Here is a 26,448-nt window from a genome sequence, read left to right on the forward strand (position 1 = left end):
ATGCCAATCTGATAAATATTTTTGCAAAACAGCTAACATTTCATTACCTTTGCGTAAAGCTTTCCCTTGTGTGTGAGCCATATAAACTTTGTTTTTTCTCTCAACAATTATATGGCTCTTTTTTTACTTTTTCAAACTAAAAATTTTGTCGGAGGACTGAATGAAAAGAGTTACTCCCGAAAAACCTCTTTTCTACCCCGCTCTGAACGTATTAGCTTCGGTTTTGTTTAAGCAAGGCAAGTTAAAAGATGCTGAAGAGGCTTTTTTACAGCTCATTAAAGAAACCCGAAATAAATTTGGCGAAGATGAAAGATATGCCAACTACTTGTATAATATCGGCACTTTCTACCGAAATACTTATCAATTTGCCAAAGCCGAAAACTACCTAAAAATGAGCCTTTCTTTGCAAGAAAAATTGCTGGGCAAAAAACACCCCGATTATGCTCTTACTTGCTCACAATTGGGCTATGTATATCAGGATTTGGGCAAATGGCAAGACGCTGAAAAACTTTTGCAAGAAGCTAAAAATATTTTCAATGAAAGAAACGATAAGCTCAATTATATTCTTTCGCTCAATAGTTTGGGAAGTTTGAAAGAGCATCAGGCGTTTTTTGTTGAAGCCGAAAAGCTCTACAAAGAAGCTCAACAACTCTGCGAACAGCACTTCGGTAAAGAAAAAAGCACTTATGCCACCATTTTAGGCAATTTAGCAGGTTTATATTTCAAGCAAGGAGCATACAAACAAGCCGAACCACTTTTAGCTAATGTTTTAAGCATCAAAGAAAAAGTTTTTGGCAAAAATAGCCCCGAATACCACATAAGCCTGATGAATTATGCCGTGCTAAAAAAAGAACTCGGTGCAACAGAAACGGCAGAAAAAGACCTAATGAAATGTGCCGATTACTTTCAGAAAAATGTGGGGAAAAATACGCCTTATTATATTTCTGTTTTGCAAAATTTGGCTGTTATTTATACCGAAAAAGAAAGTTTTTTGCAAGCCGAAGAGAAATATTTAGAAGCTCAAACGATTTGCCAAAAAGTTTTTGGAGAGCGAAGTTCCAATTATATTGAACTTCTCAACAATTTTGCTCAATTCTATATTACGCTTGGCAATTTAGAGAAGGCTTTAGACTTGTATCAGCAAATTTTGTCTTTATCCGAACAGATTTGGGATAGAAATCATATCAGATATGCCAATGCGATTAGTTATGTTGGATATATTTTTGCAATGGCAGGCAATTACGAGGAAGCTGAAAAATTGGGCTTGAAAAGTTGGGAAATCGCACAAAAATACTATGGTGAAAATCAGCCTGAACTACTTTCTATACTCAACAATCTTGCCTATACGCTTTCCGAAGCCAAAAAATACAAAGAAGCCTCTTTCTATTTGGAAAAGGCTAAAAGTGTAGCCGAAAAACTTTATGGCAAAGAAAATATTTTTACAGGGGTAGTTTTCAATAATGTAGGCACAAATTTTATCCGAGCAGGCGAGTATAAGAAAGCTCAACCTATACTCCTTGAATCCTTGCAAATCCAAGAAAAAATTTATGGCAAAGAACATCAAACTTATCTGACTGCCGAACAGAACCTTGCTTGGCTACATAGCTTGCAAAATAATTTCTCGGAAGCCGAAAAAATCTATCAAAGAAATTTAAGTAAGCAAATAGAACGAATTTTTCAGATTTTCCCCATACTTTCAGAAAATGAAAAAATTAGTTTTGTAAGAAATCAACAAAGATTTTTTGAAAATTACATAGATTTCTGCATTCGTTATCCTTCGTATAAGCCCAATATTTACGCAGATTTGTTGGATTTTCGCCTGCTTACCAAAGGAATGATTGCGGAGGCTTCACAAAATTTACAGAAAAAAGTGATAGCTCTCAAAAACCCTCAAATTACCCAACTCTACAACCAATGGCTCGCTAAAAAAAATGAGTATCTAAAACTTTTGAACGCACCTGTTTCCCAAAAAAGCGATACCCAAATCAAACAAGTTACAGAAGAACTTAATTTTTTGGAAAAAGAACTTTCTAAAAAGGTAGATTTAGGCAAAACACCCAAAAAATACTCTTGGAAAGACATTCAAAAACAGCTAAAAAATGATGAGATTGCTATTGAGGTTATCAGAACGCTGACACAAAACCCTACCAATCGTCAGAAAACAGATACTGCTTATGTTTTTTTAATCATTACTACCCAAACCAAAGAAGCCCCCGAATTATTACTTGCCCCAAATGCCTCACTTTTAGAAACAGAACAATTAGCCCTCTACGGCAATGTGATAGAAACTCGTAAAACACAATTTTATCAGGAGTTGTACGACAACTTTTGGGGAAATATCATCAAAAAAAGTAAGGTTTTACAAAGCACAAATTTCAAGAAAATCTATTTTTCACCCGATGGCGTGTATCATAAAATCAACTTGGCAACTCTTTATGATGAAACCAAAAAGCAATTTTTAGGAGAGTTTTTGCAAATTTATCAACTCACCAACTTGAAAAAGTTAATAGAAACTGATAATCTTTCAGTTTCCAATAAAAATGCTTTTCTCGTAGGCTATCCTGATTATCAAGGAACTGACGAAAAACAAGAAAAACCCGAAAATAGAGGGTATAGTACTAAAATCACTAACAAAGAAAAGCAAAAACTTTCTCGTTTCTTAGATTTTGAAAGTGTAAGCTATTTGCCCGGTACGAAAAAAGAAACAGATAAAATTGCTGATATTTTGCAGAAAAAGGGCTTACAAGTAAATCTGTTACAAAGCAAGCAAGCTACCGAAGAAGCTATCAAAAAAGTATCTAATCCACAAATTTTGCATATCGCCACACACGGATTTTTTTTAGAAGATGTAGATACGGGTTCAGAACTTGATGTAAAGCAAAGTTTGGTGAATAAAAATCCTCTTTTGCGTTCGGGTTTGCTACTGGCAAATTGTAGCAAAAGTTTAAGACAGGGCGAGTTAAACTCCGAAAAAGAAGATGGTATCCTGACGGCTTACGAAGTAGCTCAGTTGGAATTACAAAATACTGCTTTGGTGGTGCTTTCTGCTTGCGAAACAGGTTTAGGAGCAATTTTGAATGGGGAAGGAGTTTTTGGTTTGCAACGTTCATTTTTTCAGGCAGGGGCTAAAAATCTGATTATCTCGCTGTGGAAAGTAGATGACGAAGCTACGCAAAAGTTTATGGAGATGCTCTACGAAAACTGGCAAAACAAAGGTATGAGCCTACAAGAAAGTTTTTATGAAGCTCAAAAAGCTATTCGTCAGCAGTATATCCACCCCAAATATTGGGGGGCATTTGTGTTGGTGAAGTAAATTTTAAACTTAATATGATGTAATTTCATAATATCTTACAACTCCTTACAACTTTTCTTTGAGTTTTTTGTTTATTTTTGTGGTAAATTTTTTGTTTATGCAAGAAACGCAAAGCCACAGCAAATTTTTGTATTGCCCTTCGCTTACAAAGTATCAACGCAGGCAAACGATTGAAGTAAAAATTGGAGATGTACCTTTGGGCGGTAATAACCCCATTCGGGTGCAAACTATGACCATTTCCGATACAATGAATACCCCTGCGGTAGTAGCGGAATGTATTCGCCTGATTGAGGCTGGCTCCGAATACATACGTATTACCGCACCAAGTATTAAAGAAGCTGAAAATTTACAAAATATAAAAAAAGAACTACGAAAATTAGGTTACACTACTCCGCTTATTGCTGATATTCATTTCACGCCCAATGCCGCCGAACTTGCGGCTCGCATTGTAGAAAAAGTACGTATCAATCCGGGAAATTTTGCTGATAGAAAACGCTTTGAGATTATAGAATACACCGAAGCCGAATACCAAGCCGAACTTGAACGCATCAGAGAAAAATTTGTGCCATTACTTAAAATTTGTAAAGAATATGGTACAGCTTTGCGTATCGGTACGAATCACGGCTCACTCTCCGATAGAATTATGAGCCGCTACGGTGATAACCCTTTGGGAATGGTAGAATCTGCTTTGGAATTTTTGCGTATTGCCGAAGATGAAGGTTTTTACAATATTGTGCTTTCAATGAAAAGTAGCAATCCGCAAGTAATGGTGCAGGCATACAGGCTTCTGGTACAACGCCTCCAAGAAGAAGGCTTAAAGCCCTATCCTTTACACTTGGGCGTAACCGAGGCAGGCGATGGCGAAGATGGTAGAATAAAATCTGCCGTAGGCATTGGAACTCTCTTGGAAGATGGATTAGGCGATACAGTGCGAGTTTCGCTCACCGAAGACCCTGAATATGAAATTCCCGTAGCCAAAAAACTCGTTAATCGCTATACAGAACGAGAAAAACTACAAAAGCCCATTCCTGCTATTGAAAACTACCCTATCAATCCTTTTGCCTATCATCGTCGCGAAACCTGCGAAATTTTGAATATTGGGGCGAAAAATGTCCCTCGTGTGATTGCTGATTTTTCCACCTTTGAAAAAATTGAAATGGACGATTTGAAAAAAATTGGACATTTCTATCTCCCTGCTACCGACAAATGGGCAATGAATGACCTTGGAGCAGATTTTTTGTATTTAGGCAACAAATCTGTTCCTTTTATGCTTCCTAATGGTTTGCAAGCAATACAAGATTATCAAGTTTGGCTAAAGCAGAAAACTGAAAAGGCTTATCCTCTTTGCAATCTAACCGAATATCTTTCTTGTAATGATTTCTCCCCCACACTCAATTTTCTTTTGCTTGATGTAGATAGTACAGATTTACAAGGGGAACTGCTTCATCGCTTGCAAAATGAAAAAAAGTCTTGGGTAATGGTTTTGAAAACAGGTAATCCTCACGCTTTGCCTGCTGTTAGGGCATTAGTTGTAAGGCTCATACAAAATCGCATTGATTTACCTGTAATAATTTGGCGAAGCTATTGCACCCAAGATTTGGAACAATTACAAATTGATGCCTCTACCGATATAGGAGGCTTGCTATTAGACGGATTAGGCGATGGCTTGATGATTTCCGTGCCTAATGAGCTAATCTCAGAAGGCAATAGTCTGGCATTTGGTATTTTGCAAGCTACACGCACACGCATTACAAAAACCGAATACATTTCTTGCCCAAGTTGTGGCAGAACGCTTTTTGATTTGCAAGAAGTTACTGCTAAAATTCGCAAACGCACCGACCACCTCAAAGGTGTCAAAATTGCTATAATGGGCTGTATTGTAAATGGACCCGGCGAAATGGCAGATGCCGATTATGGCTATGTAGGTTCGGGCAAAGGCAAAATTTCTTTGTATAGGGGCAAAGAAATAGTCAAACGCACCGTAGCCGAAGAAAATGCCCTTGATGAACTCATTAACCTCATCAAAGAAGACGGCAAATGGATTGAGCCTGTCTGATGTTAGCCTTTGTAATGAGCTAACTCATTTTTTGGCAAGAATAGACCCTTTAACTTTTGCAGAAAAATGATACACGTATGGCTAATGTTACTCTAAAAAACAGCTTTATTCAGGAAAATAACCTGCATATCCCCAACAAAGAATGGCGAAATGCCTTCATTACTTTGTTTATAGGTTTCATAGGCTTTGTGGTAATGTCCTTGCCCATTTTAGATGAAGACACCTTCAAGGAATTTATTGGACCTATGGTCTTTTTGGGCTTCTTTGTGGGGGTTACTTCTATTGTTATTTTCTTTTTGTTCAGAAAAAGAGCCTTAATGCTTGATGAAATTCGTCAGGGAAAAAACATTCTAATTCATTGGAAATATGATAAACCCACGTGGGAAAAATTTATTCAAAAAGATACACAAGAAAAACAAAGCTCTGCCAAAGCTCTAATGAAAGCAACCACTATTATTATGATTATTGTTGCTTTGATTTTTCTTATAGCCGATGAATTTAGCGAAGCATCTATACAAACTTTCTTGGTAATTTTTTTAGTCTGGATTTTAGTATTTGGATTAGGCTATTCCTACAACAAAGCGACTCTGAACAACAGAATAAAAAAAGAAGGAGAGGTCATTATTTCTCCGAATGCCCTTTGGCTATCGGGGCAGTTTCACACTTGGAGAGGCTATGGCTCTCGTTTGGAAGAAATTTCCTATGACGAAAAAGCAAAGACCCTCACACTTTACTATTCTTTCAAAGTGAGACACGGCAGAAGTACAGAAACTTTTGAGCTCCCCATTCCTGCCAACAAAGAAGCTGAAGCGATTAACTTGATAAAATTTTTTAACGATAATTTTAGGAATGATTAAAACATTTTGCTATTTTTAGCAAAAATACCACATAACTATGATTTCTGCTGTATTACTTCGGAAAAATATCATTGCTCCTGCTATTTTGCTTGTAATAGGGCTGATAAGTGCCTTTGTCATCGCCCCAAAAACCGCCCAAAAAGCTATTTCCCAAGAATATGAAAATTTTGCCAAAGACACTTGGCTCAATTTTTCAAAAACCTGTAATAAGGTTCTGAATATAATTCAGGAAAGCAATATTCAAAATTTTAGAAAAGATTTTCAAAATGTGGAAACAGAAATTGAAAGGGTCTTTGCTATTAAGGATAAGGCTGTACAAAGTGGCAACTGGCAAGACCTATCTAATGCTTATGACAACTTACAAATACTTCATCGCCTTATAAACACGTTCAGAGATAAGCACAAAATTCTATACGCTTTTGAAACTCTTGAACAAAAATGGGAAGTATGGAAAAAACAAAATTCCAATTTACAAGCAAGAATTGCTACTCTACAGCCTAAAATCAACCAGTTTTCGGGCAGAGAAAAAGAATATCTATTTTCGGCTTGGAAATTTTATGAAGAAAATCAAAAAAAGCTCAATCAACAATTTTCACTTATAGAAAAAATCAATCAGGGATTGCCCTTGCAAGAAAAATTAAGCTATGATAACTTGAACCAACTTATTCCAAACACAGAATTTCTAATCAATCAGAGCAACGCAGAAACAGAACGTTTGGAACGTTGGGTAAAAGATTTTCCTCAAATTGAAGTAGCAACTACCAATAGAGTTCTTGCTTATGGAAAATCCATTCAAAATATCAAAAAGCAAGTAGATTCTATTTCTGCCAAAGATAAAATTTTCAACCGAAATACTGCTCTGCGTAAAACTGACTCATTACTCATAGCCGCTCAAAACATCTATACCAAAGCCTATCAGTTTTTTACTAACCAAGATTTTCTTTCTGCTTACATCACCTTGGATAACCTAATTGCTATTGAACCTGCTTTGCAGAACGAATTTTCTACACAAATTGAGCAGTACGAAGCCTTCAAATCGCAATATGATGATATAAACAAAGAACTTGCCGAAATCAAGAAAAATGGCTCTACCAATAAAGACTATCAAGATGCTTTGGCTTCGCATAATTTGGCTCTACAATATGCAATGATGGCAAATTGGGCAATGGCTCTCAGCCATTTACAGAAAAGCTCTCAAATGTCGGAAAGGGCTTATAGCTACACTTTTAAGCGTAGCTCACCACGCCGAGATTATTCTTCGGGTAGTAATTATTCTAAAAGTGGTGGTGGAGGTTCTTACTCTTCCAATCGTTCAAGCAGTAGTTCATCATCAAGCAAAAGTTACTCATCAAGCAAAAAATCTGACAGCCGTTCTTGGAGTAGTAGCAGCAGCAGGAAATCATCAAGTTCAAGCAGTAGTAGCTCTCGCCGCTCAGACTCTCGCTCTTGGGGCGGAAGCAGAAGTGGAGGCAGACGAAGATAAGTTTTCACTCAAAAATAAGTAAAAATCTAATGGAATTGGCTTTTTTTTACTTTTATGTAGGCTGGGGAGTAGTTATTGCAGGCACCATTTGGCTCTCGTGGCGTATTTACAAAAACTACCAAAAAGAAAAACAAAAAATAGACGAAATCAAACTTCAAGAACAAAGAAAAATGGAATTTTACAACAAGCCCCTTCTCGAAAAATTAGAATTACTGCAGGTTAATGATATTTTGGTACATTGGAACAACAACTACCAAGTAATAGGCAAAAGCAAACTAATAGAAATGACTTGGGACGAATATGATAACCACATTGCCACAGGCAGATACTTTCCGATTATTTGTTTAGACCAAAACCGCTATTTGGTTAGTATGCCCAAAGGTGAGGGCATTGATATTGTTTGGTTTTTTATGGAAAAAGAACCTCTCTCCTTTTCGCTCACGCCATTTTTTGAGGGAACAGACGAAAACCCCGGTCCTGCTATGATTTTTGCCGATAGCGAACAAACCGCTTATGTTACTTTTCAATTACCTGGAAAAACCGAAAAATGGCAAATGACCGATATTGGCAGTTTCTTTTTTGAGGGGCAAGGCACTACATTTATGCGTGGTAAAGGCGAAGTAAGACACGTTTTGGCTCAAAGTACCGAAAACCCCAAACGTTATATGCTTTTCTTTGACGTAATTGAAGGCAATGGCACGGATACTTTACTCGTTGGTGAAAACATCAACCCAGAAATGGAAATTGAATACGTATTACGTTAGGCATCACGTAATTTTGTTATGACTAATAGCTTTTTGCCGAGAGCAACGAAAACGCCCCATTTGCTCTATTCTTTTTTGTAGATGCTTGGTTTTTCGGTTATTCATTCGTTTTCGCCAATGCTTCCAAGAACTTTTTTTCATCTCGCTACGCATTAGTTCAATCACTTCTTGTTCTTTCAAACCAAATTGAGCCTCAATAGCCTCAAAGGGGGTACGGTCTTCCCAAGCCATTTCTACGATTCGGTCAATATCATTGGGAGAAAGATTGTATTTCTCTGAAATGCTCATCGCTATCCATTTTATTCAAAACTATGGCTCATCAGGAATTGTTGTAAAAAATTTTCGGTATTGTGTGGATAAATCTGAAAATAACGCTCCGAAACAGCCTCAAAAATCATTTGTCGCAGAGCTTCAATATTTTCTTGCTTAGTGGCTGAAATAAAAAGGCTGTTATCAGCTTTCTTTTGGGCGTAAATTTCTTGCAAATGCAAGGGGGCTTCATCAGGAATTGCCTCCTGATAAATTTTTTCACGCAAGACATCTATTTTGTTGAAAATAGTAATAATTTTTTTATCTACCGCTTTAATTTCAGCAAGTGTTTGCATTACTACTTGCATTTGCTCCTCAAAAGAAGGGTGAGCAATATCAACCACGTGAAGCAGAATATCCGCTTCCACAATTTCGGCAAGCGTAGATTTGAAACACTCTATCAGGGTTGTAGGTAATTTACGAATAAATCCTACGGTATCAGAAAGCAAAAAAGGTACTCTGTTCCAAACTACCTTACGAACCGTAGAATCTACGGTAGCAAAAAGTTTATTTTCAGCAAAAACATTACTTTTAGAGAGCAAGTTCATCAGCGTAGATTTACCAACGTTGGTATAACCTACAAGAGCCACTCTCACCATTGTATTACGAGCTTTTCGGCGGGTTTGGCTTTGGCGTTCAATGTGAGCGAGTTTTTCTTTCAAAAGAGCAATTTTATCATTGACGATACGGCGGTCAGTTTCTAATTCCTTTTCACCGGGTCCTCTCATACCTACTCCCCCACGTTGTTTGCTCAAATGCGACCACATACGCGTCAGGCGAGGTAAAATATACTGATATTGAGCAAGTTCTACCTGAATTTTAGCTTGTGCTGTTTGTGCCCTTTGTGCAAAAATATTAAGTATCAGCAGACTTCTATCTAAAATTTTACATTTCAAGATAGCTTCCAGATGCTTTACTTGTGAAGGTGTCAGTTCATCATCAAAAATAATGGTATCAATTTCATTTTTTTGAATAAAATCTGCGATTTCCAAAATTTTACCTTTTCCTAAAAAAGTTTTAGCATCAATTTTCTGCAAGTTCTGAACAAACCGCTTTACCACTTCTACGTTTGCAGTTTCGGCAAGAAAGGCGAGTTCATCAAGGTATTCTTGTGTTTGCTCTCTACTTTGCTGGGGGGTATGAATGGCGGCAAGTACTGCTCTTTCTTTCTTTTTGGCGGTTTGAATGTAATTTTTCTTTTCTATCATACGAATTTTTGTGCAAAATTTTCTTTTGTTGAGGCTTTTTTTCGTAAAAAAACGTTTTTATATTTGAAACGAAACAAAAATTTTTGTTGCAATTTTTTTAAATATTTTACACTTTTGTAGCAAATTTAGCACAAAAATTGTAGCTTTGCCGTATCAACCTTATAGATTTTTTGTTTTTTGGTGGTAATTTATGAAAACCCGCTATTATTTTAGCCTTACGCTATGGTTCTTGATGCATTCCTTACTTACCTTCTCCCAAGAAGTAGTTGTAAAAGGAACTTATCAAGGGAAAAATGTATATATTCACAATCCACTTTCTACTGACCAAAAAAGTTATTGCATTCAATTCGTCTACCTGAATGGCAACATTGTAGTAAGATCGCCTCGAACGAGTTCTTTTGAAATCAATTTAGCTTCCCTTGCTATTGGTAGTGCAGTAGAAATTAAAATTGTACATACCGAAGGTTGTAAGCCCAAAGTTATTAACCCTTGGGTGCTTAGGGGACACAGCAATTTCAAATTTACAAGTTTTACCGCCAATGAAAAAAATCTTGTCTGGTCTGTAGAAGGCGAAACCGCTAACAGCGTCTATTACGTGGAAAGAATGATAAATAACAACTGGACCAATGTAACTACCCTCCAAGCTCAAAACCCCCAAAGTACAAACTCTTACACTCTTCCCGTTACACACAACGTTGGCTTAAACAAATATCGCATCAAACATCAAGAAAGAAGCGGACAAATTACTTATTCCAATGTGCTGGATTACAACTTTACGCAAGGAATGGTAAAATTTTATCCTCGTAATGTAAGCAATAAAATTTACTTTACTGCCATAGTAAGTTATGAAATTAGCAATATGAAAAAAGAAGTCTTGAAAAAGGGTAAAGGCAAGGAAGTTGATGTAAGCAACCTATCTCGTGGTGTATATTACGTTTCTTTTGATAATCGCACGGAGCAATTTTTGAAAAAATAAAGTTTTTTTAGGAAATTATTTTTTCAAGGCGGGCTTCGCTGAAAGCGAAGCCCGCCTTGTTGTTCCTTTTTCAAAACCTTTCAAAATTTTCTTTCTTTTCTGCAAAAGATTTGTAATTTTGTCTCTGCCAAAGATTAAATTTTTTTAGAATGAACAACCACTACAATGTTTCCAAACGACTGACTATTATTTACATCACGGCTTTAAGTGTTATAGCTTTGGTTACTATTTTGAGTTATGTTTTTGTCAATCAAAATTTAGTTTCAGACCCTAACGACCCTTCCGATAAACGTTCTCATATTGGCAGAATGATAAATTTCAATGGAGCTTGTGCTACTTATGCCCAAGAAATTGCTCTGCAAACCTTACTGATTTCCAAAGTGCCTACCACAGATTCAGCTCGTACCATTTTAGAGCAAATAGAATTTGATTTTGAGTTGCTCCAAAAAGCCTACAAAGGCTTGAAAGAAGGTGATGAAGATTACGGCTTGAACAAAGATTTTAATACTGAAGAAATTAAAGCTGATTTTCAGAATACCGACCTCTACTATGAGCCTTTCAGCAAGCATATCAAAGAAATTTTACAAATGGGAAAAGAAATTTTACCCAAAGATAGCCTTCTTTTTTTTGCTAAGGTTAAAAATATGCAACCCCAAATAACAGAAACAGCACGCGATTTTTCTAACCGAATGTTGGATTTGAGCTTTGCATACGACCAAAAAGCCGCCGATGAAATTGCATACTGGGGTAAAGTTGAATTATGGCTTACCATTTTCGCCTTGCTGGTATTATTTATTGAAGCTTTATTTGTTTTTCGTCCTGCGGTAAGCACGCTTAATACCTATGTAAAAGAAATTGAAGCTAAAAATAAAAGTCTGCAAGAGGCTTATGATAGAATAAAAGCCAATGAAAATCAACTTCGCCTCAATGCCGAAAATTTAGCCAAAACCAATGCAGATTTGCTCAAATCGCAACAAGAACTTCGCGAAGCCAACCTAATGAAAGATAAGTTCTTTTCTATCATAGTTCACGACCTCAAAAGCCCTCTCAATTCGCTGAAAGCTATGGTAGGTTTGCTGACCAAGTTTTCGGATAAGCTCACCACCGAAGAAATACAAAAAACCGCCCAAGACTTGGATAAATCTATTGACGGATTGTTTGATTTCATCAATAACCTACTTACTTGGGCAAAAGTGCAGATGCAGGAAATGTCCTTTGAGTCCAAAGCCTTTGATTTGCGAGATTTGATTGATAAGCAACTCAAATTGTTCAAAGTTTATGCTCAATCCAAAAATATAACGCTCAAATACGCTATCCCCAAAAATAGTGTAGTAGTTGCTGACCCCAACTATACCGATTTAGTTATCCGTAATTTAGTTTCCAATGCAATGAAATTCACACCTTCAGGGGGAGAAATCAAGGTGAGTGCAAAAAATAAAGGCAATTTCATAGAAATTTCGGTTAGTGATACTGGCATTGGTATAGAATCAAGTATTTTGAAAAATCTTTTCAACTGGAATAATAAACACATTACTTCGGGTACTTTAGGCGAAAAAGGTACGGGCTTGGGATTAGTGCTTTCTCGGGAGTTTGTAGAAAAAAGTGGTGGCACAATTTATGCAGTTAGCGAAGTAGGCAAGGGTTCAACTTTTACCTTTACGCTACCTGCATATCAGGAAAAATAAATTTCTAACCTCAAAAAAGAACGTCTATGAAAAAACTGCTATCTTTAATGATTTTAGTGATACTCCGCTTACATCTCCACGCTCAGCCACTTCATAAAATTCAAGAGCAATTTGGAGATTTGTACCAAAAAATGGCTCAGGAGGGTAAAAACAAAAACTATGCCCAAGCCTGTGCTTTCGGCTCGGAAGCAGAATCTCTGGCAGAAAAAGCCTTAGAAGGTAATCAGGAAAAAATCGCCTCGTTTTACTACAATCTTGCAGGTTTTTGTGCCGCCGCAGGCGAAGTTGAAAAAGCCGAAAAAGCCTACAAACAATGTCTGGCTATTCGTAAAAAGGCTTTGGGCGTTCAACACCCCGACTACATCAAGACCGTAGATAAACTCGCCCAATTCTACACCCAAACTAATCGCCAAGCCGAAGCAGACAAATTGCTCGCTCAACTCAAAAAAGAACAAAACACCTCAAACCCCCAAATTTCCAATAGCTCAACACAGCAAGGTGCAGAAAGCCCCGAATTTGCCAAAACCCTCACCAATCAAGCCCTGACACAAATTAAAGCGAGAAATTTCAAAGAAGCAGAAAAAAACCTTTCCAAAGCTATTGCCATTTATCAAAAAAATAACCTTCAAAACACTGATTTTGCTACTGCTTCCGATGCTTTCGGTATTGTGTTGGTGAGCCTGAAAGGAGATTACAAAGACGCTACTTCTTATTTTGAAAATGCCTACAACATTCGCAAAAAAGAACTCGGTGAAAATCACCAACTCACCCAAGAAACCGCTTTCAATTTAGCCGTATGCTATACACAAACTCGTCAATATCCCAAAGCCCAAACTCTCTTTGAAAGTATTTTGCAAAGTTTTGAAAAAAATAACCAACAAAATTCGCCTAAATACCAAGAAACACTTATTTCACTGGCAGGGCTGTATTTAGATAGCAAAGATATTACAAAAGCAGAACCGCTCCTACTAAAAGCCTATCAGATTGAGCAAAAAAATAGTCAAAAAAGCCCTCAATACGTAGATTTAATCAATGATTTGGCACGCTTGGAGTTTATCCGTAAAAACTATCATATTGCCGAAAATTATTACCGAAATGCAATAGAACATTATACTGCTACTAAAAACCAAAATACATTAGAATACGCCACAGCTCTAACCAATTTGGGAAATATTCTCAAAGAGCAAAACAAAAATATTGAATCTGAAAAAACCTATCAACAAGCACAACAATTGCTAAAAGGTTTAAAACAGGAAAAATCACCCGAGTTTTTAGAAATTAGTATGCACCTGGCAGAATTACTATCTAAACGAGGTGAAAACGAAAAAGCCATTAAGGCTTATCAGCAAATTTTGCCACAACTCAAAGAATTAGTCGGCGAAAATCACCCTTATTACTGGAAAAGTTTAGCTAATGTAGCTGATTGCTACGCCTCTTTACGTAAATACAAAGAAGCCCGTCCCTACTATGAACAACTTATCAATAATACTGCGGCTCAAAGTTCGCCCAATTATCCTATCTGGCTCATCAATTTAGGCGGTTTTTACTACGAAACAGGTAAATATCAAGAATCTGAAAAATTATTTATCCAAGCCCTGCAAAGCTACGAGTCGCAAATGCAAGGAGCAGAAGTAGATTACATTGAAACTTTAGAAATCGTTGCCAATTTATACAAAAATCAAGGTCGCTTTACAGAAGCCGAAAAACTATACAGCAAAGCCATTGATTTTTGTAAAAAACAATTTGGAGAAAAACACTTCGCTTTTACTACACTACAAAACAATTTGGCAAAACTTTATAAGTCGCTTGGACGTTACGATGACGCCGAAAAAATCTACAAACAATCCCTTGCTCGCTTTACCAAAGTTGATGAAAATAGTGTCGCATACGCCCAACTCCTCAACGATTATGCCGTACTGTATAGCGATGCAGGTAAATTCAAAGAAGCAGAGCCTTATTTCCAAACCGCTCTAAGTATTTTTCAAAAACAAATAGGCGAAAAATCGGCTGAATATGCCAATGCACTTCAAAATTATGGTAATTTACAAAGAAAAATGGGGCGTTTCAGCGAAGCCATCAATAATTTTCAGAAATGTTTAAATATTCGCAAGGAAGTTTTGGGCGAGCTGCACCCCGATTATGCCGTTACGCTCAATGCATTGGCAACGCTTTACAAAAAGGCTGGTAATTTTGAAAAAGCCGAACCACTTTACCAAGAAGCTCTCAATATTCGGAAAAGCCTTTTAGGCGAAGAAAATCCTGAATATGCCACCTCTCTGGATAATTTGGCAAACTTCTACCAAAGCACACAACAAAATGCCAAAGCTGAACCACTTTACAAAAGATCTTTGGAAATTCGTAAGAAAATTTTCGGGGCAAATCACCCTATTATTGCCGCAAGTATGAACAATTTGGCAGTACTTTATACCTCTAACAAACAATTTGCTCAAGCCGAACAATTTTACAAAGATGCTTTGGCTATTCTTAAAACGAATTTGAGCGACAAGCACCCCAACTATCTAGCTACGCTCAACAATTTTTGTATGCTTTTGCAAGAGCAAGGCAAATTTCCAGCCGCTATACCTCTCTTTCAACAACTTACACAAAATACACTCTCGCTTATTCAGAAAAATTTTAGCACTTTGAGCGAAAATGAAAAAAGACAATTTTGGGCTGTCAATAAACCTTATTTGGATAATTTTGTGCTTTTTACTGCTAATTGTGTTAAAGGTAAAATTCCCAAAAATGAAGTTCTTGCAGGCGAAGCACTGGATTTGCTCGTAATGACCAAAGGCATTATTCTCAATAGCACAGGAAAAGCTCGTAAAGAGATTTTGTCAAGCAAAGACGCTCAACTGCTCGCTCAATATGATGAATGGGTAAAACTTCGTGAAATGATTGCCAAATTATCTAATTTAGGCACTGCCGAACTAAAACGCCGAGGTATCAACTTGGATAGTTTGGAAAATAAAGCTAAAAATCTTGAAAAATCTCTTTCAGCTAAATCTAAAGCCTTTGATGAAGCATTTAGCACAAAAGTTATTTCTTGGAAAGATATTCAGAAACGGCTATCAGAGAAAGATGTTTGGTTAGAGTTTTTGCGTGTGCAAGGCGAAAATAAAGAAGTTTTGTATGTTGTTTTTGCAGTAAAAAAAGATAGTAAAAATCCCGAAGTTATTATCCTGAATAACGGAAAAGTTTTAGAGCAAGAAGAGTTGTATTTTTACAAGAATTCTGCTAAGTTCCGCAAAGAGGACAAAGAAAGTTACAAAAATTTCTGGAAACCTTTGGAAATGCTTATTGGCAATGCTCAAAAAATTTACTATTCTCCCGATGGCGTTTATTCACAAATCAATCCACTTGCACTTTGGGATACCGAAAAAAACGAGTATCTTTGGGATAGAGCCGATATTGTATTTCTGACAAATGCCAAAGATTTATTAGAAAAACCCTCAACAAACAAACTGCAAGGCAAAGTCTTGCTTTTGGGTAATCCTTTCTATCAGATTGATGACAACCTGAAAATTAGTGGTGAAACTATCAATTTGGAGGAGCAGAGTAGTTACTGGATACAAAATCCTATTTTTACAAGTTTGCCTGCCACTGATAAAGAAGTAAGTAATATTGAAAGCATTTTGCAGAAGCTCAATGGCTTGCAAGTAAAAAAGTTGCTCCGTGCCGATGCCACCGAAGCCAACTTGAAAGCGGAAATTCAGCAATACAATATGCTCCATTTAGCCACACACGGCTTTTTTATTCCTTCCGATTTTGAAGAACGAAGCAATGCCATTATCAGCACCGAAATTTCCGAAGATTCACAAGAAAATAATGACCCTCTCCTACGTTCAGGCTTGATACTTGCAGGCGTTACTGATTATTTCGTAAATCCCAAACGCTCTCCCGACCAAGAAGATGGTATCCTGACTGCTTACGAAATTATGAACTTGCCTTTGGATAATGTGAATTTGGTAGTACTTTCGGCTTGCGAAACAGGTCTGGGCAAAGTACAAGCAGGTGAAGGCGTTTATGGTTTGCAAAGAGCCTTCAAAATCGCAGGAGCTAAAAACCTGATTATGAGTCTTTGGAAAGTAGATGATACCGCTACCCAAGAACTGATGCAAAGTTTTTATAGCGAACTACTTAAAAATCCAAACCAAGTGCAGGCTTTCAGAAATGCTCAAAAACAAATTCGCGATAAATACAAATTTCCTTACTATTGGGCAGGTTTTGTGATGTTGGGCGAATAAAAATTGTTCAAATCACGTTTAATTTAGGGCTAAAAAGCCCTTTTTTTCTTATTTTTGCAAAAACAAAAAAATGAAACTCATCAATTACTTTTTTTGGATTATTGCAACTTCGTATTTCCTTCAAAGTTGTACCCCCTCGCAGGGTAAAAAAACGGCTGATACTACCCAAATCATCAAAGAAAACACCGAACCTATTTTAGTGCTAACAGGTTTTGGGGTAAATTCAGAAAATATCCCTTTCACCGAAGTCCAAAAGAAGTTTTGTGCAGGTGAAATCTATGTATTAGAAAGTTCGGCTGAAAGAGTAAAAAGAGTATTTTCTTGCAACATAATAAACTTAAAAAAACTTAAAAATATTTATGAGTTTGCCCCTTTGGCAAAAAATAACCTCCTTTTGACTTTGCTTTCTGAAAGTACTCCCCAATTTAAGGCTATTGCGATAGATAGTGTTTCTTTTTTCCAAAACCCTGAAAAATATCCTCTCTACGCTTGGAGCAACACCAAAGAAAAATTTGATTTCAAACAAAAAATTACACGTTTTACGCTTACAGGCACTACTGCGGTTACGCGTTATATGGGACGTGCCACCGACCAAAATGGCACAGACTGGCTTTTGGCAAACATTTTGGAAAGTGTAAAAGGAAGCGATTTTCTGCATATTAGCAACGAAGTCAGTGCCACCGACCGTTGCGAATATGTACCCGGAATGCGTTTTTGTATGAAAACCAAGCATTTAGAAATTTTCACCAAATTGGGAGTGAATATTGTAGAACTGACGGGCAATCATAATTTGGATTATGGAAAAGAGGGTTATATCCAAACCTATGAATGGTACAAAGCGAATGGTATGCAAGTTTTTGGTGGTGGATTGAGCGTAGAAGATGCCTACAAGCCTCTAATTCTTACACTGAAAGACGGCAAAAAAATCGCTATGGTGGGGTTCAACGAAAGTTGCCCTGTGAATGAGTGTGCGGGCAGGCGTGGCAATAGTGTAGGAGCAGCGGCTTATGATAGCCTCAAAGTAATGCAAATCTTGCAAGATTTACGCAAAAACCCCGATATTAGCTATATTATTGCTTCGGTACAATTTGATGAAACCGACTCTTACGCTCCTACTAAAAGTCAAGCCAAAATCACTAAATATCTCATAGATTGGGGGGCAGATTTTGTATATGGTTCGCAAGCTCACCAAGTTCAGCAAGTTGAGTTTTACAAGGGCAAACCTATTTTTCACGGCTTTGGAAACTTTCTCTTTGACCAAATCCACCGAATTGGCGTAAGACAAGGCTTTTTCTTGCATACTTATTTCTATCAAGGGAAAATGGTGCAGGCAATCCCTATTTTTACTTTTACCGCTACCGAACGCCGCCCCGCTCTGGCAACCCCCGAACAAATTCGCGAAATCAAAAAAGTGATTTTTTTAGATAAAAACCTCTATCAGAAGTAAATTTTGAGGTTTGAGTAATTTCTCAATCAAAAAATCTCTAAAAAATTTGTAGCTTACACTCATAAAATAGAATTTGTTTATGGTGCTTACCAAAGAAATGATAAAAGAACTTAAAAACCAAAGTAAAGGGAATTTAGGCTATTTGATTGATAAACATAAAGATGTTAAAAGTATTGTATTTGTTTTAGAAAATTTAGGACATTTACCCAAAAACTTTGACGGCAATTTTTTAATCCCTCTACTTAAACACGAGCATCCACAAGTAAGACTTCTAGCAGTTAAAAATATCGGTAAAATAAACAATGAATATTTTGTTTCTCAACTTTATCAGATGTTTGATAACGAAACAAATACATCCGTAAAACGAGAAATAGTTTCAGCAATTGGAAGAATGAGAGACCCTAAAAACAAAGAAATCCTATTGAGAATTTTACAAGATACAGACCCTAAAATTGTATGTCAAGCAATACGTGCTTTACTAACTTTTGAAAATGACCAAGAGGTTGAAAATCAATTAAAGCCTTTAATAAACCACCCAAATGAAATAGTAAGAAATGTTATTTATAAAGAATTTTTTGCAGAAAAAGAAAAAATAAAACAACCTGCTCTATCGCAAATACAAACTTATGACTTTCTGAAAAATGTCGTTGTCAATGGTGATGTTTTGGAAGTGCTAAAATATGTACCAAATGAAAGCATACATCTGACTTTTACTTCACCGCCTTACTATAACGCAAGAGATTACTCTATTTACCCAAGTTATCAGGCTTATTTAGAATTTTTAGAGGCAGTTTTCAAGGAAGTGCATCGAATTACTAAAGAAGGACGCTTCTTAATAGTTAATACCTCACCTATTATTATTCCTCGTGTAAGTCGCTCACATTCAAGCAAAAGATACCCAATCCCTTTTGATTTACACCCTTACTTGGTTAAAAATGGTTGGGAATTCATAGACGATATTATTTGGCAAAAACCTGATTATTCTGTAAAAAATCGCATAGGTGGATTTATGCAACACCGAAAGCCACTAATGTACAAACCTAATGCAGTAACCGAATACTTGATGGTTTATCGTAAAGAAACAACCAAACTCATTGATTGGAATATCAGAAATTATGACAAAGAGACCATTCAAGCAAGTTTGGTTCCCGAAGGCTATGAAACAACAAATGTATGGAAAATAGACCCTTGTTTTGATAAAGTACATTCGGCAGTTTTTCCCGTAGAGTTATGCAAAAGAGTAATTCAGTATTATTCATTCAAAGGAGATTTGGTTTTTGACCCTTTTGCAGGAAGCGGTACGGTCGGAAAAACTGCAAAAGCACTAGGAAGAAAATTTTTTTTGACAGAAAAAGAAACCACATATTTTAACTATATGAAAAGTAAAGCTAAACCTAACTTATTAGACGAAGATAATACAAAGTTTTTCACTTTATCTGAATTTGTTGATTACATTAAACGAGGGGATTTTGTTTGCGAGAAAGTCCGTTGCTTACTTCAAAGTCAATTAAAGTCTGTTTAATTTTGATAAAACAACAAAATCTCTTATTTTTGAAAAAAACTAAAACATTTCATTTGCACATTTTTTTATAGCATAAATTTTAGTATATGGCAGGTATTAAAATTCTTACTGAGCATATCAACGTTCCGGGAATTGAAACCTTTGAGGTGTATCGGAAAATGGGGGGCTATCGTTCGGTAGAAAAAGCCCTCAAAACAATGACTCCCGATGCAGTTACCGAAGAAGTAAAAAAATCGGGCTTGCGGGGACGTGGTGGAGCGGGCTTCCCTGCGGGTATGAAGTGGAGTTTTTTGGCAAAACCCGAAGGAGTGCCTCGTTATTTAGTTTGCAATGCCGATGAATCTGAACCCGGTACTTTCAAAGACAGATACCTAATGAGCCGCATTCCTCACGCTCTCATTGAAGGAATGATTGTTTCCAGTTATGCATTAGGAGCCAAAACTTCTTACATTTACGTAAGAGGCGAAATGTTGTATGTGATAAAAATATTAGAAAAAGCTATTGCAGAAGCCTATAATGCAGGATTTTTGGGCAAAAACATTCTTGGCACTGATTACAGCTTGGATTTATACGTACACCCAGGCGGAGGGGCATATATTTGCGGCGAAGAAACTGCACTTTTAGAAAGTTTGGAGGGCAAACGTGGGAATCCTCGCAATAAACCCCCCTTTCCCGCTGTAAAAGGTTTGTATGGTTGCCCTACGGTGGTAAATAACGTAGAAACTATTGCCTCTGTTTCTTGGATAGTAAATAATGGCGGTGATGAATATGCTAAAATTGGTATCGGCAAAAGTACAGGAACTAAACTCATTTCTGCTTGTGGGCATATCAATAAGCCGGGTGTTTATGAAATTGAGTTAGGAGTGCCTGTGGAGGAGTTCATTTATTCTGATGAGTATTGCGGAGGCATCAAAAATGGCAAAAAATTGAAAGCTGTAATTGCAGGTGGTTCTTCCGTACCTGTACTGCCTGCTCATCTGATACTCAAAACCGCCAAAGGCGAACCAAGACTAATGACCTATGAATCGCTCAATGATGGCGGTTTTCAGACAGGTACAATGCTCGGCTCGGGAGGATTTATCGTAATGGACGAAAGCGTTTGCATCGTAAAAAACACTTTGAGTCTTGCCAAGTTCTATCATCACGAATCTTGCGGGCAGTGCAGTCCTTGTCGCGAAGGTACAGGCTGGCTTGAAAAAGTCTTGCAGAAAATAGAATATGGAAAAGGCACAATGCAAGATATTGATTTGCTTGTAGGTATTGCCAATAATATTGAAGGGAAGACCATTTGTCCGTTGGGAGAAGCGGCGGCTTGGCCCGTACAATCTGCTGTAAGGCATTTTAGAGATGAATTTGAATGGCACGTGAAATATCCTCACGAAGCAACCAAAAAAGGAGCAGTTTTTCAAGGTATGCCTGTGGCAGTATAGTTGCAAAATTGCCACGAATGCACGAATAATTTTAGTTAAAATTCGTGCCATTCGTAGCTTCTTTTTGCGAATTTTAAGTTTATGCTAATCTCAACGTTCCTTTTCCCATTTTCATTACTAAAAAGGAGTTGTTTTCAAGGTATGCCTGTGGCAGTATAGTTACAAAATTGCCACGAATGCACGAATAATTTTAGTTAAAATTCGTGCCATTTGTGGCTTATTTTTGTAAGTTTTAAGTTTATGTTAATTTCAACGTTCCTTTTCCCATTTTCATTACTAAAAAGGAGTTGTTTTCAAGGTATGCCTGTGGCAGTATAGTTACAAAATTGCCACGAATGCACGAATAATTTTAGTTAAAATTCGTGCCATTCGTGGCTTCTTTTTGCGAATTTTAAGTTTATGCTAATTTCAACGTTCCTTTTCCCATTTTCATTACTAAAATTGCCCTATTTTTAGCATAAATTTCCTTCATTGCTTCACTAATCTTTTGCAAAATAACATCTATATCGCCAAAAATCTGCGTACTCATACCATTTGTCTGCACTTCCAAAGAGTTATCTTTGAGTTTTTCAATAAAATCTAAAATTATTGGTTCAAAATCGTTAGTCAAAGGATAAAGACTAATTTCTACACTAACTTGCATATTTTGCAGTTGTTTATTTTACTTTCAAATTCACAAAAACGGGCAGGTGGTCGCTATAACCTGCTAAATAGCGTTTCCCCGCAAAAGTTCGTAGAGGTTGCCCTTTGTATTGAGCAGGTTCTTGTTGCAAAAGAAAGTCGGGTTTGTAAATAGTGGCTGAATTAGGCAGATATTGCAATTTACTTTTTTTATTCAGCAAATTTTGAGAAAGAATTACTTGGTCAAGCACGTTCCACTCTACTTTTTTCTCTCGGCTATTATAGTGAGCGTGCGAGCCAAATCCTTCTGCTTTAAGCCGACCCATCGGATTAAATAGCTCCCCTTTTTGCAGATTTTGAGCATCAGCTTTTGACCTTAAAACTTCTGTAAGGCTTTTGTTGTAAGGCTCATCGTTCCAGTCGCCCATTAAAATAATGTTACTTTGGGGATTTTTCTGAAAAAGAGAATCTACCGCCTGACGCACCCTACTTGCCGCCGCTATTCTACGAGGTTCACTCACCTCTATTCCTTCTCTACGCGAAGGGAAATGCACTACAAAAACGTGTAAGGTATCTTTTTTAGCCAAAATGCCTGAAACTAAAAGCACATCACGCGTTTTATCGCCGTTGGGCAGTTCTATACGCAAACTTTTATCAGCAAAAGGCTGAAAAGTGCTTTTCTTGTAAATTAAAGCAACATCTATCCCTCTTTCGTCGGGTGAGTTGTAATGTACAATGCCGTAATTGTATTTTGCGATAGTTTCTTGTTTTATCAAATCTTCTAAAACTCGGCGATTTTCTACTTCACAAAGTCCTAAAATATCAGGAGCATTGTGTCCTATGGTGCTAATAGCATACGCCATATTGGCAAGTTTTTTCTGATATTTTGCCTCGTCCCACTGATTAGCAGAAGTAGGCAAAAATTCAGAGTCATCAATCGTAGGGTCATCTTCGGTATCAAAAAGATTTTCCTGATTGTAAAATGCCACTGTGAGCAGGTTTTTGGGTGTTTTTTTCTTTTTTTGTGCTTCCGCAGAAACAAAAGCAATTAGTAGCAAAATAAGTAAGTAGTAACGCATAGTAGAAAGATTTTTTTGAAATGAACGAGTATTGAAGTAAAAAATTGTTGAAAGATTAGGAGTTGCCTCTAAAATTTTCCTACCACCGCTACGGTTTCTTTGTAGGTTTCCTTTTTGCCCGAAAGGTTGAAAATTTCAAAGAGTACAACATAATAGCCGGGTAAAACACGATTTCTCTCCTCATTCGTGCCGTCCCATAGCAAAGAACCCTCATTAGGTAAAGTCTGATTTTTTACCAAATAACGCACTGCTCGTCCTTGTACATCGTAAATGATTACATTGGCTACATTTCCTTGCCCTGCGAACTTGAAATTTATACTTGTAAAATCCGCTTGTCCATCATTGTTGGGGGTAAAAACTTTCGGAACAATCGCAATTTCTCCGCTTTGACTTTGATAAAGTTTATTTTGAGAATTTTCGTAGCCCGGTGTAGCAAAACCCACACTACTTGCCGCCGAAAACCAAGAATTAGGGTCATTGGTGGGTAAATCAAAACCTAAACGCTCCAAAGAAACGCCTTTTGTGTCATCAAGCAGTTTGAAGTGCATTTTCTCATCATACTCAAAGCGTTCCACAATTTTATCTAAATTGTTAATAATCAATACCACATCTCTCTCGCTTGTAAAAGCAGGCAAAGAGGAAGGCGTTTGAAGCATCGGCTTACCTTCGGAAAGGGGATAATTTTGCTGAATGTTCAAAATATCATCAGAAATAGCTACATAACTACGCGGAGCAAGTACGTAATCTTCATCGGTGATACTTTTTTTACTATCCACAGCCCCATCGCGTATGCGAGCCAGCGACCAGCCTTTCAAATTGATAAATTTTGGTGAATTATTGTAAAGTTCAACAAAATCATTGCCCCCTGTACGTGGGTCAAAAAGTACCTCATTGAGTACAATATCCAGCGAATCGGCTTGTTCGGGTACACCAAAATCGGCAAAATTAGCTTCTGCAATCAAATTTCCTGCACAATCAGTAATACTCTGCACCACTACTCTGTACTTTTCACGATTTTGCAAAACAGGTGAAAGCGTAAGGCGTACTTTTTTGAAGTCTGGGGCTAACACATTGCGAGCCTGTACGCTAATGCCTTTATCAATAGTATAAGTAGCATTTGCGGCGGCAGTACTATCCAAACGTTCATTAAAACTTAAAATAACCGTAGTATTACTGGTAGCATCGGCACGCAACAGACGAGGAGGAATGTTATCAGGGCGAGCCTCTTTCACAGAGTTTTCAACCGAAGGCGTTCCGCCATTGGGGTTTATGGAGGCTGTCCAGTTATCTACCTCGCCACAAGGATTATCTGTATCAATCATTTCCAAAGCCCAACCGCCTTGCTTTTTGGAGGCATCTTTATACCAACTATCGCTATAAAGCACCGAAAAAACCTGACTGCCATTGGGTGCAGTAAGCGTCAATCTTTCACCACTATTGTTAAGACTTACCATTCCACTAACACCATAAACGTTGCTATAAGCAGAAAAATCATTTATCACACTTGCATTCACCAAAGTAATGTACTGATTAGGCAAAATATTGATAGCAGGAAGCATTACAGAACTTGTATTATCCAGCAATTTGCAACCTTGCAAGCTAATTACCTTATTAGTTCGGTTGTAAAGTTCCAAATATTCTTGTTCGGGAAGCCCTACACGTGGGTCGGGGTCGGCAAAAATTTCAGTGATAATAACTTGATGAAATGAAGGAGTAAGTCCTATTCCTAATTGAATTTGTGTATTAGCTTGCAAAGCATTGCCCGTACAATCCGTAAGCCCATTGAGCGTAAGCGTATAAATATCCCCTGCTACAAGATTGCTACTCAAATTTAATTGTACTTCTTTGTCGCTAATCGCCGTTACTGAACTTACCCCAATGCCCCCTGAAAAACTATAAGTTGCCGAAAGCAGAGAACTTTGATTCATAGGCTCATTGAAAACTATCCGAACAATATTAGGAGCAGGAATAGCCGTACTGCTCACACGCGGAGCTTGTGTGTCGGGGGTATTGTTGAAAACTGAATTTTGTTGTGCGGGCGTACCACCAAGAGGGTGATTAGAAGCTATCCAGTTGTTTTCATCACTGCAAGGAAGCGTAGGATTGATAAGCTCCAAACTCCAACCGCCATCATCTTTGGCAGAATTTCTGTACCAAGAGAGAGCATACGTAACTACATCAATATCAGTGTTATTGGGGTTATCTCGCAAGGTGATAGTTTCTCCTGAATTAGTCAGTGCGTCCCAAGAAGTAATGCCAATTACGGTACCAAAACTGGTAAAAAGTGAAGCGTTTGCCTGCGGACACAATAATACATAACGATTAGGTTGCAAAATAAAATCATTGGTAGTAATAGTTCGGGTATTGAGTGTCCAATTTTTAAGGTTAATGTTTTTATTGGAACGATTGTAAATTTCTACATATTCGGAAGCAGGAAGCCCTACCACAGGGGTTTCATCTGCCATAATTTCATTGATAATCACATCACGAGGCGAAGCCGTAGAAATCTGCAAGTATGTAAAAGAAGTTTGCGTTGAGCTTTGTGTGTTAGAGGCAAAATCTACAATATTACTTGCTGTAATGGTGTAATTTTGATTATTAACAAAAGGAGTAGAAAAAGTAAGCGTAACCTGTGAAAAATTAGTCGGGTTGCGAGTAGCTGTCAGAGGCGTACCAATACCTCCACTTACGCTATAATTAGCAGGATTTTGAGCAGATGCAAGGGTTACGCTCTCACTAAAAAAAACATCAAGTTGGTTATTTACAAGGGTAGAAGCACTTATCAGTGTAGGTGGTGCGGTGTCAGGCGTTGAAATAGAGCCAAAAATTTCCACGTTATCTACCCGCCAAGTGCCTGCGGCACTGCTGGCATTATAGGCATAGATACGAAACTCAATGTTTCCCGAAACATTATAGAAATTTTCATTGAGGGCAATTACTCTGTTGATAATCAAAGATGTTCCTGTATTGGTGTAAGTGCCTAAATCAGTAGTAAAGCCATCACGACTGGAACGCAAAACCCATTGTGTAGGTCCCGTTCCGCTACGAACTTCATCAAGCTCAAAACTGCTCAAATTCAGCACAAAACCCGTATTAGCGGTAATAGTGAAAGAAAAGTAGCGATTCAAGTCTATGGAAGGAGTGTTCCAAGCACTTGCCCCAAAATTATCAGAAGAAGTAACTGCAGTAATGCTCGCACTACGGCTAAAAACACTCACCGAACCATTAGCAGGTTGGGCATCAGCAGGAAAAGTAACAGGCGTACCCGTAGCCCCCGTAAAACTAAATTGTATGAGTTGAGCCTGTAAAAAGTGTGCAAGCAAAAACAATAAGCAGAGAAGTATATTTTTTTTCATAAGTTTTCCCAAAAAATTGCTTCAATATATCAAAAAAATAGTTCAAGTGTGTAAATGAAATGTTAATTTTGATTGATTCTTGCTAAAATTATCAA

The 26,448-nt window shown here is 37.3% G+C and carries 16 protein-coding genes; 11 read left to right on the forward strand and 5 right to left on the reverse strand.

The window, feature by feature from the left end:
• Nucleotides 1–160 precede the first annotated feature (160 nt).
• The 5 genes from Rain11_RS08295 to Rain11_RS08315 all read left to right on the forward strand — a co-directional run bounded on the left by Rain11_RS08295 (nt 161) and on the right by Rain11_RS08315 (nt 8,473).
• A complete protein-coding gene (locus Rain11_RS08295; protein WP_101358891.1) occupies nt 161–3,313 on the forward strand; it encodes a CHAT domain-containing protein in 3,153 nt (1,050 codons plus the stop codon).
• A 97-nt stretch (nt 3,314–3,410) separates the two neighbouring features.
• Nucleotides 3,411–5,369, forward strand: a complete 1,959-nt coding sequence (ispG, locus tag Rain11_RS08300) for a (E)-4-hydroxy-3-methylbut-2-enyl-diphosphate synthase (protein ID WP_101358892.1) — start codon at nt 3,411–3,413, stop codon at nt 5,367–5,369.
• A gap of 77 nt (nt 5,370–5,446) precedes the next feature.
• Nucleotides 5,447–6,226, forward strand: coding sequence for a hypothetical protein (locus tag Rain11_RS08305; RefSeq protein WP_101358893.1), 780 nt, complete (start codon nt 5,447–5,449; stop codon nt 6,224–6,226).
• Between the two features lie 37 nt (nt 6,227–6,263).
• A complete protein-coding gene (locus Rain11_RS13995) occupies nt 6,264–7,709 on the forward strand; it encodes a hypothetical protein (RefSeq protein ID WP_101358894.1) in 1,446 nt (481 codons plus the stop codon).
• Nucleotides 7,710–7,738: 29 nt separating this feature from the next.
• A complete protein-coding gene (locus tag Rain11_RS08315; RefSeq protein WP_101358895.1) occupies nt 7,739–8,473 on the forward strand; it encodes a hypothetical protein in 735 nt (244 codons plus the stop codon).
• Nucleotides 8,474–8,476: 3 nt separating this feature from the next.
• Here Rain11_RS08315 and Rain11_RS08320 read toward each other — a convergent pair whose 3' ends face one another.
• Nucleotides 8,477–8,761 (reverse strand): TIGR03643 family protein, encoded by a 285-nt coding sequence (locus tag Rain11_RS08320; protein WP_101358896.1) that lies wholly within the window; start codon nt 8,759–8,761, stop codon nt 8,477–8,479.
• Between the two features lie 11 nt (nt 8,762–8,772).
• Complete coding sequence (hflX, locus tag Rain11_RS08325) at nt 8,773–9,990, reverse strand: GTPase HflX (RefSeq protein WP_101358897.1); 1,218 nt, start codon at nt 9,988–9,990, stop codon at nt 8,773–8,775.
• 190 nt (nt 9,991–10,180) lie between these two features.
• Here hflX and Rain11_RS08330 point away from each other — a divergent pair, with 190 nt between their 5' ends.
• From Rain11_RS08330 to nuoF, 6 genes are all read left to right on the forward strand, one after another.
• Nucleotides 10,181–10,966 (forward strand): T9SS C-terminal target domain-containing protein, encoded by a 786-nt coding sequence (locus Rain11_RS08330; protein ID WP_133121548.1) that lies wholly within the window; start codon nt 10,181–10,183, stop codon nt 10,964–10,966.
• 149 nt (nt 10,967–11,115) lie between these two features.
• Complete coding sequence (locus Rain11_RS08335) at nt 11,116–12,651, forward strand: sensor histidine kinase (RefSeq protein ID WP_101358899.1); 1,536 nt, start codon at nt 11,116–11,118, stop codon at nt 12,649–12,651.
• Nucleotides 12,652–12,677: 26 nt separating this feature from the next.
• Nucleotides 12,678–16,898: a CHAT domain-containing protein gene (locus Rain11_RS08340; protein WP_101358900.1), complete on the forward strand. Its 4,221-nt coding sequence runs from the start codon at nt 12,678–12,680 to the stop codon at nt 16,896–16,898.
• Between the two features lie 70 nt (nt 16,899–16,968).
• Nucleotides 16,969–18,345 (forward strand): CapA family protein, encoded by a 1,377-nt coding sequence (locus Rain11_RS08345; RefSeq protein ID WP_101358901.1) that lies wholly within the window; start codon nt 16,969–16,971, stop codon nt 18,343–18,345.
• A 79-nt stretch (nt 18,346–18,424) separates the two neighbouring features.
• Nucleotides 18,425–19,867 (forward strand): DNA methyltransferase, encoded by a 1,443-nt coding sequence (locus Rain11_RS08350; protein WP_207764436.1) that lies wholly within the window; start codon nt 18,425–18,427, stop codon nt 19,865–19,867.
• An 86-nt stretch (nt 19,868–19,953) separates the two neighbouring features.
• Complete coding sequence (nuoF, locus tag Rain11_RS08355; RefSeq protein ID WP_101358902.1) at nt 19,954–21,297, forward strand: NADH-quinone oxidoreductase subunit NuoF; 1,344 nt, start codon at nt 19,954–19,956, stop codon at nt 21,295–21,297.
• Between the two features lie 397 nt (nt 21,298–21,694).
• Here nuoF and Rain11_RS08360 read toward each other — a convergent pair whose 3' ends face one another.
• From Rain11_RS08360 to Rain11_RS08370, 3 genes are all read right to left on the reverse strand, one after another.
• Nucleotides 21,695–21,940, reverse strand: coding sequence for a YkoF family thiamine/hydroxymethylpyrimidine-binding protein (locus Rain11_RS08360; RefSeq protein ID WP_101358903.1), 246 nt, complete (start codon nt 21,938–21,940; stop codon nt 21,695–21,697).
• A 13-nt stretch (nt 21,941–21,953) separates the two neighbouring features.
• Nucleotides 21,954–22,997: an endonuclease/exonuclease/phosphatase family protein gene (locus Rain11_RS08365; RefSeq protein ID WP_101358904.1), complete on the reverse strand. Its 1,044-nt coding sequence runs from the start codon at nt 22,995–22,997 to the stop codon at nt 21,954–21,956.
• Nucleotides 22,998–23,065: 68 nt separating this feature from the next.
• Nucleotides 23,066–26,353: a lamin tail domain-containing protein gene (locus tag Rain11_RS08370; protein ID WP_101358905.1), complete on the reverse strand. Its 3,288-nt coding sequence runs from the start codon at nt 26,351–26,353 to the stop codon at nt 23,066–23,068.
• Nucleotides 26,354–26,448: the final 95 nt, after the last annotated feature.

This window comes from Raineya orbicola (assembly GCF_002843425.1).
GTDB classification, from domain to species: Bacteria; Bacteroidota; Bacteroidia; order Cytophagales; family Thermonemataceae; genus Raineya; species Raineya orbicola.

Coding starts and splice junctions, on each gene's coding strand:
- Rain11_RS08295 (WP_101358891.1), top strand. CDS start 161: ATGAAAAGAGTTACTCCCGAAAAACCTCTTTTCTACCCCGCTCTGAAC.
- Rain11_RS08360 (WP_101358903.1), bottom strand. CDS start 21,940: ATGCAAGTTAGTGTAGAAATTAGTCTTTATCCTTTGACTAACGATTTT.
- ispG (WP_101358892.1), top strand. CDS start 3,411: ATGCAAGAAACGCAAAGCCACAGCAAATTTTTGTATTGCCCTTCGCTT.
- Rain11_RS08365 (WP_101358904.1), bottom strand. CDS start 22,997: ATGCGTTACTACTTACTTATTTTGCTACTAATTGCTTTTGTTTCTGCG.
- Rain11_RS13995 (WP_101358894.1), top strand. CDS start 6,264: ATGATTTCTGCTGTATTACTTCGGAAAAATATCATTGCTCCTGCTATT.
- Rain11_RS08320 (WP_101358896.1), bottom strand. CDS start 8,761: ATGAGCATTTCAGAGAAATACAATCTTTCTCCCAATGATATTGACCGA.
- Rain11_RS08340 (WP_101358900.1), top strand. CDS start 12,678: ATGAAAAAACTGCTATCTTTAATGATTTTAGTGATACTCCGCTTACAT.
- Rain11_RS08315 (WP_101358895.1), top strand. CDS start 7,739: ATGGAATTGGCTTTTTTTTACTTTTATGTAGGCTGGGGAGTAGTTATT.
- hflX (WP_101358897.1), bottom strand. CDS start 9,990: ATGATAGAAAAGAAAAATTACATTCAAACCGCCAAAAAGAAAGAAAGA.
- Rain11_RS08305 (WP_101358893.1), top strand. CDS start 5,447: ATGGCTAATGTTACTCTAAAAAACAGCTTTATTCAGGAAAATAACCTG.
- nuoF (WP_101358902.1), top strand. CDS start 19,954: ATGGCAGGTATTAAAATTCTTACTGAGCATATCAACGTTCCGGGAATT.
- Rain11_RS08335 (WP_101358899.1), top strand. CDS start 11,116: ATGAACAACCACTACAATGTTTCCAAACGACTGACTATTATTTACATC.
- Rain11_RS08345 (WP_101358901.1), top strand. CDS start 16,969: ATGAAACTCATCAATTACTTTTTTTGGATTATTGCAACTTCGTATTTC.
- Rain11_RS08330 (WP_133121548.1), top strand. CDS start 10,181: ATGAAAACCCGCTATTATTTTAGCCTTACGCTATGGTTCTTGATGCAT.
- Rain11_RS08370 (WP_101358905.1), bottom strand. CDS start 26,353: ATGAAAAAAAATATACTTCTCTGCTTATTGTTTTTGCTTGCACACTTT.
- Rain11_RS08350 (WP_207764436.1), top strand. CDS start 18,425: ATGGTGCTTACCAAAGAAATGATAAAAGAACTTAAAAACCAAAGTAAA.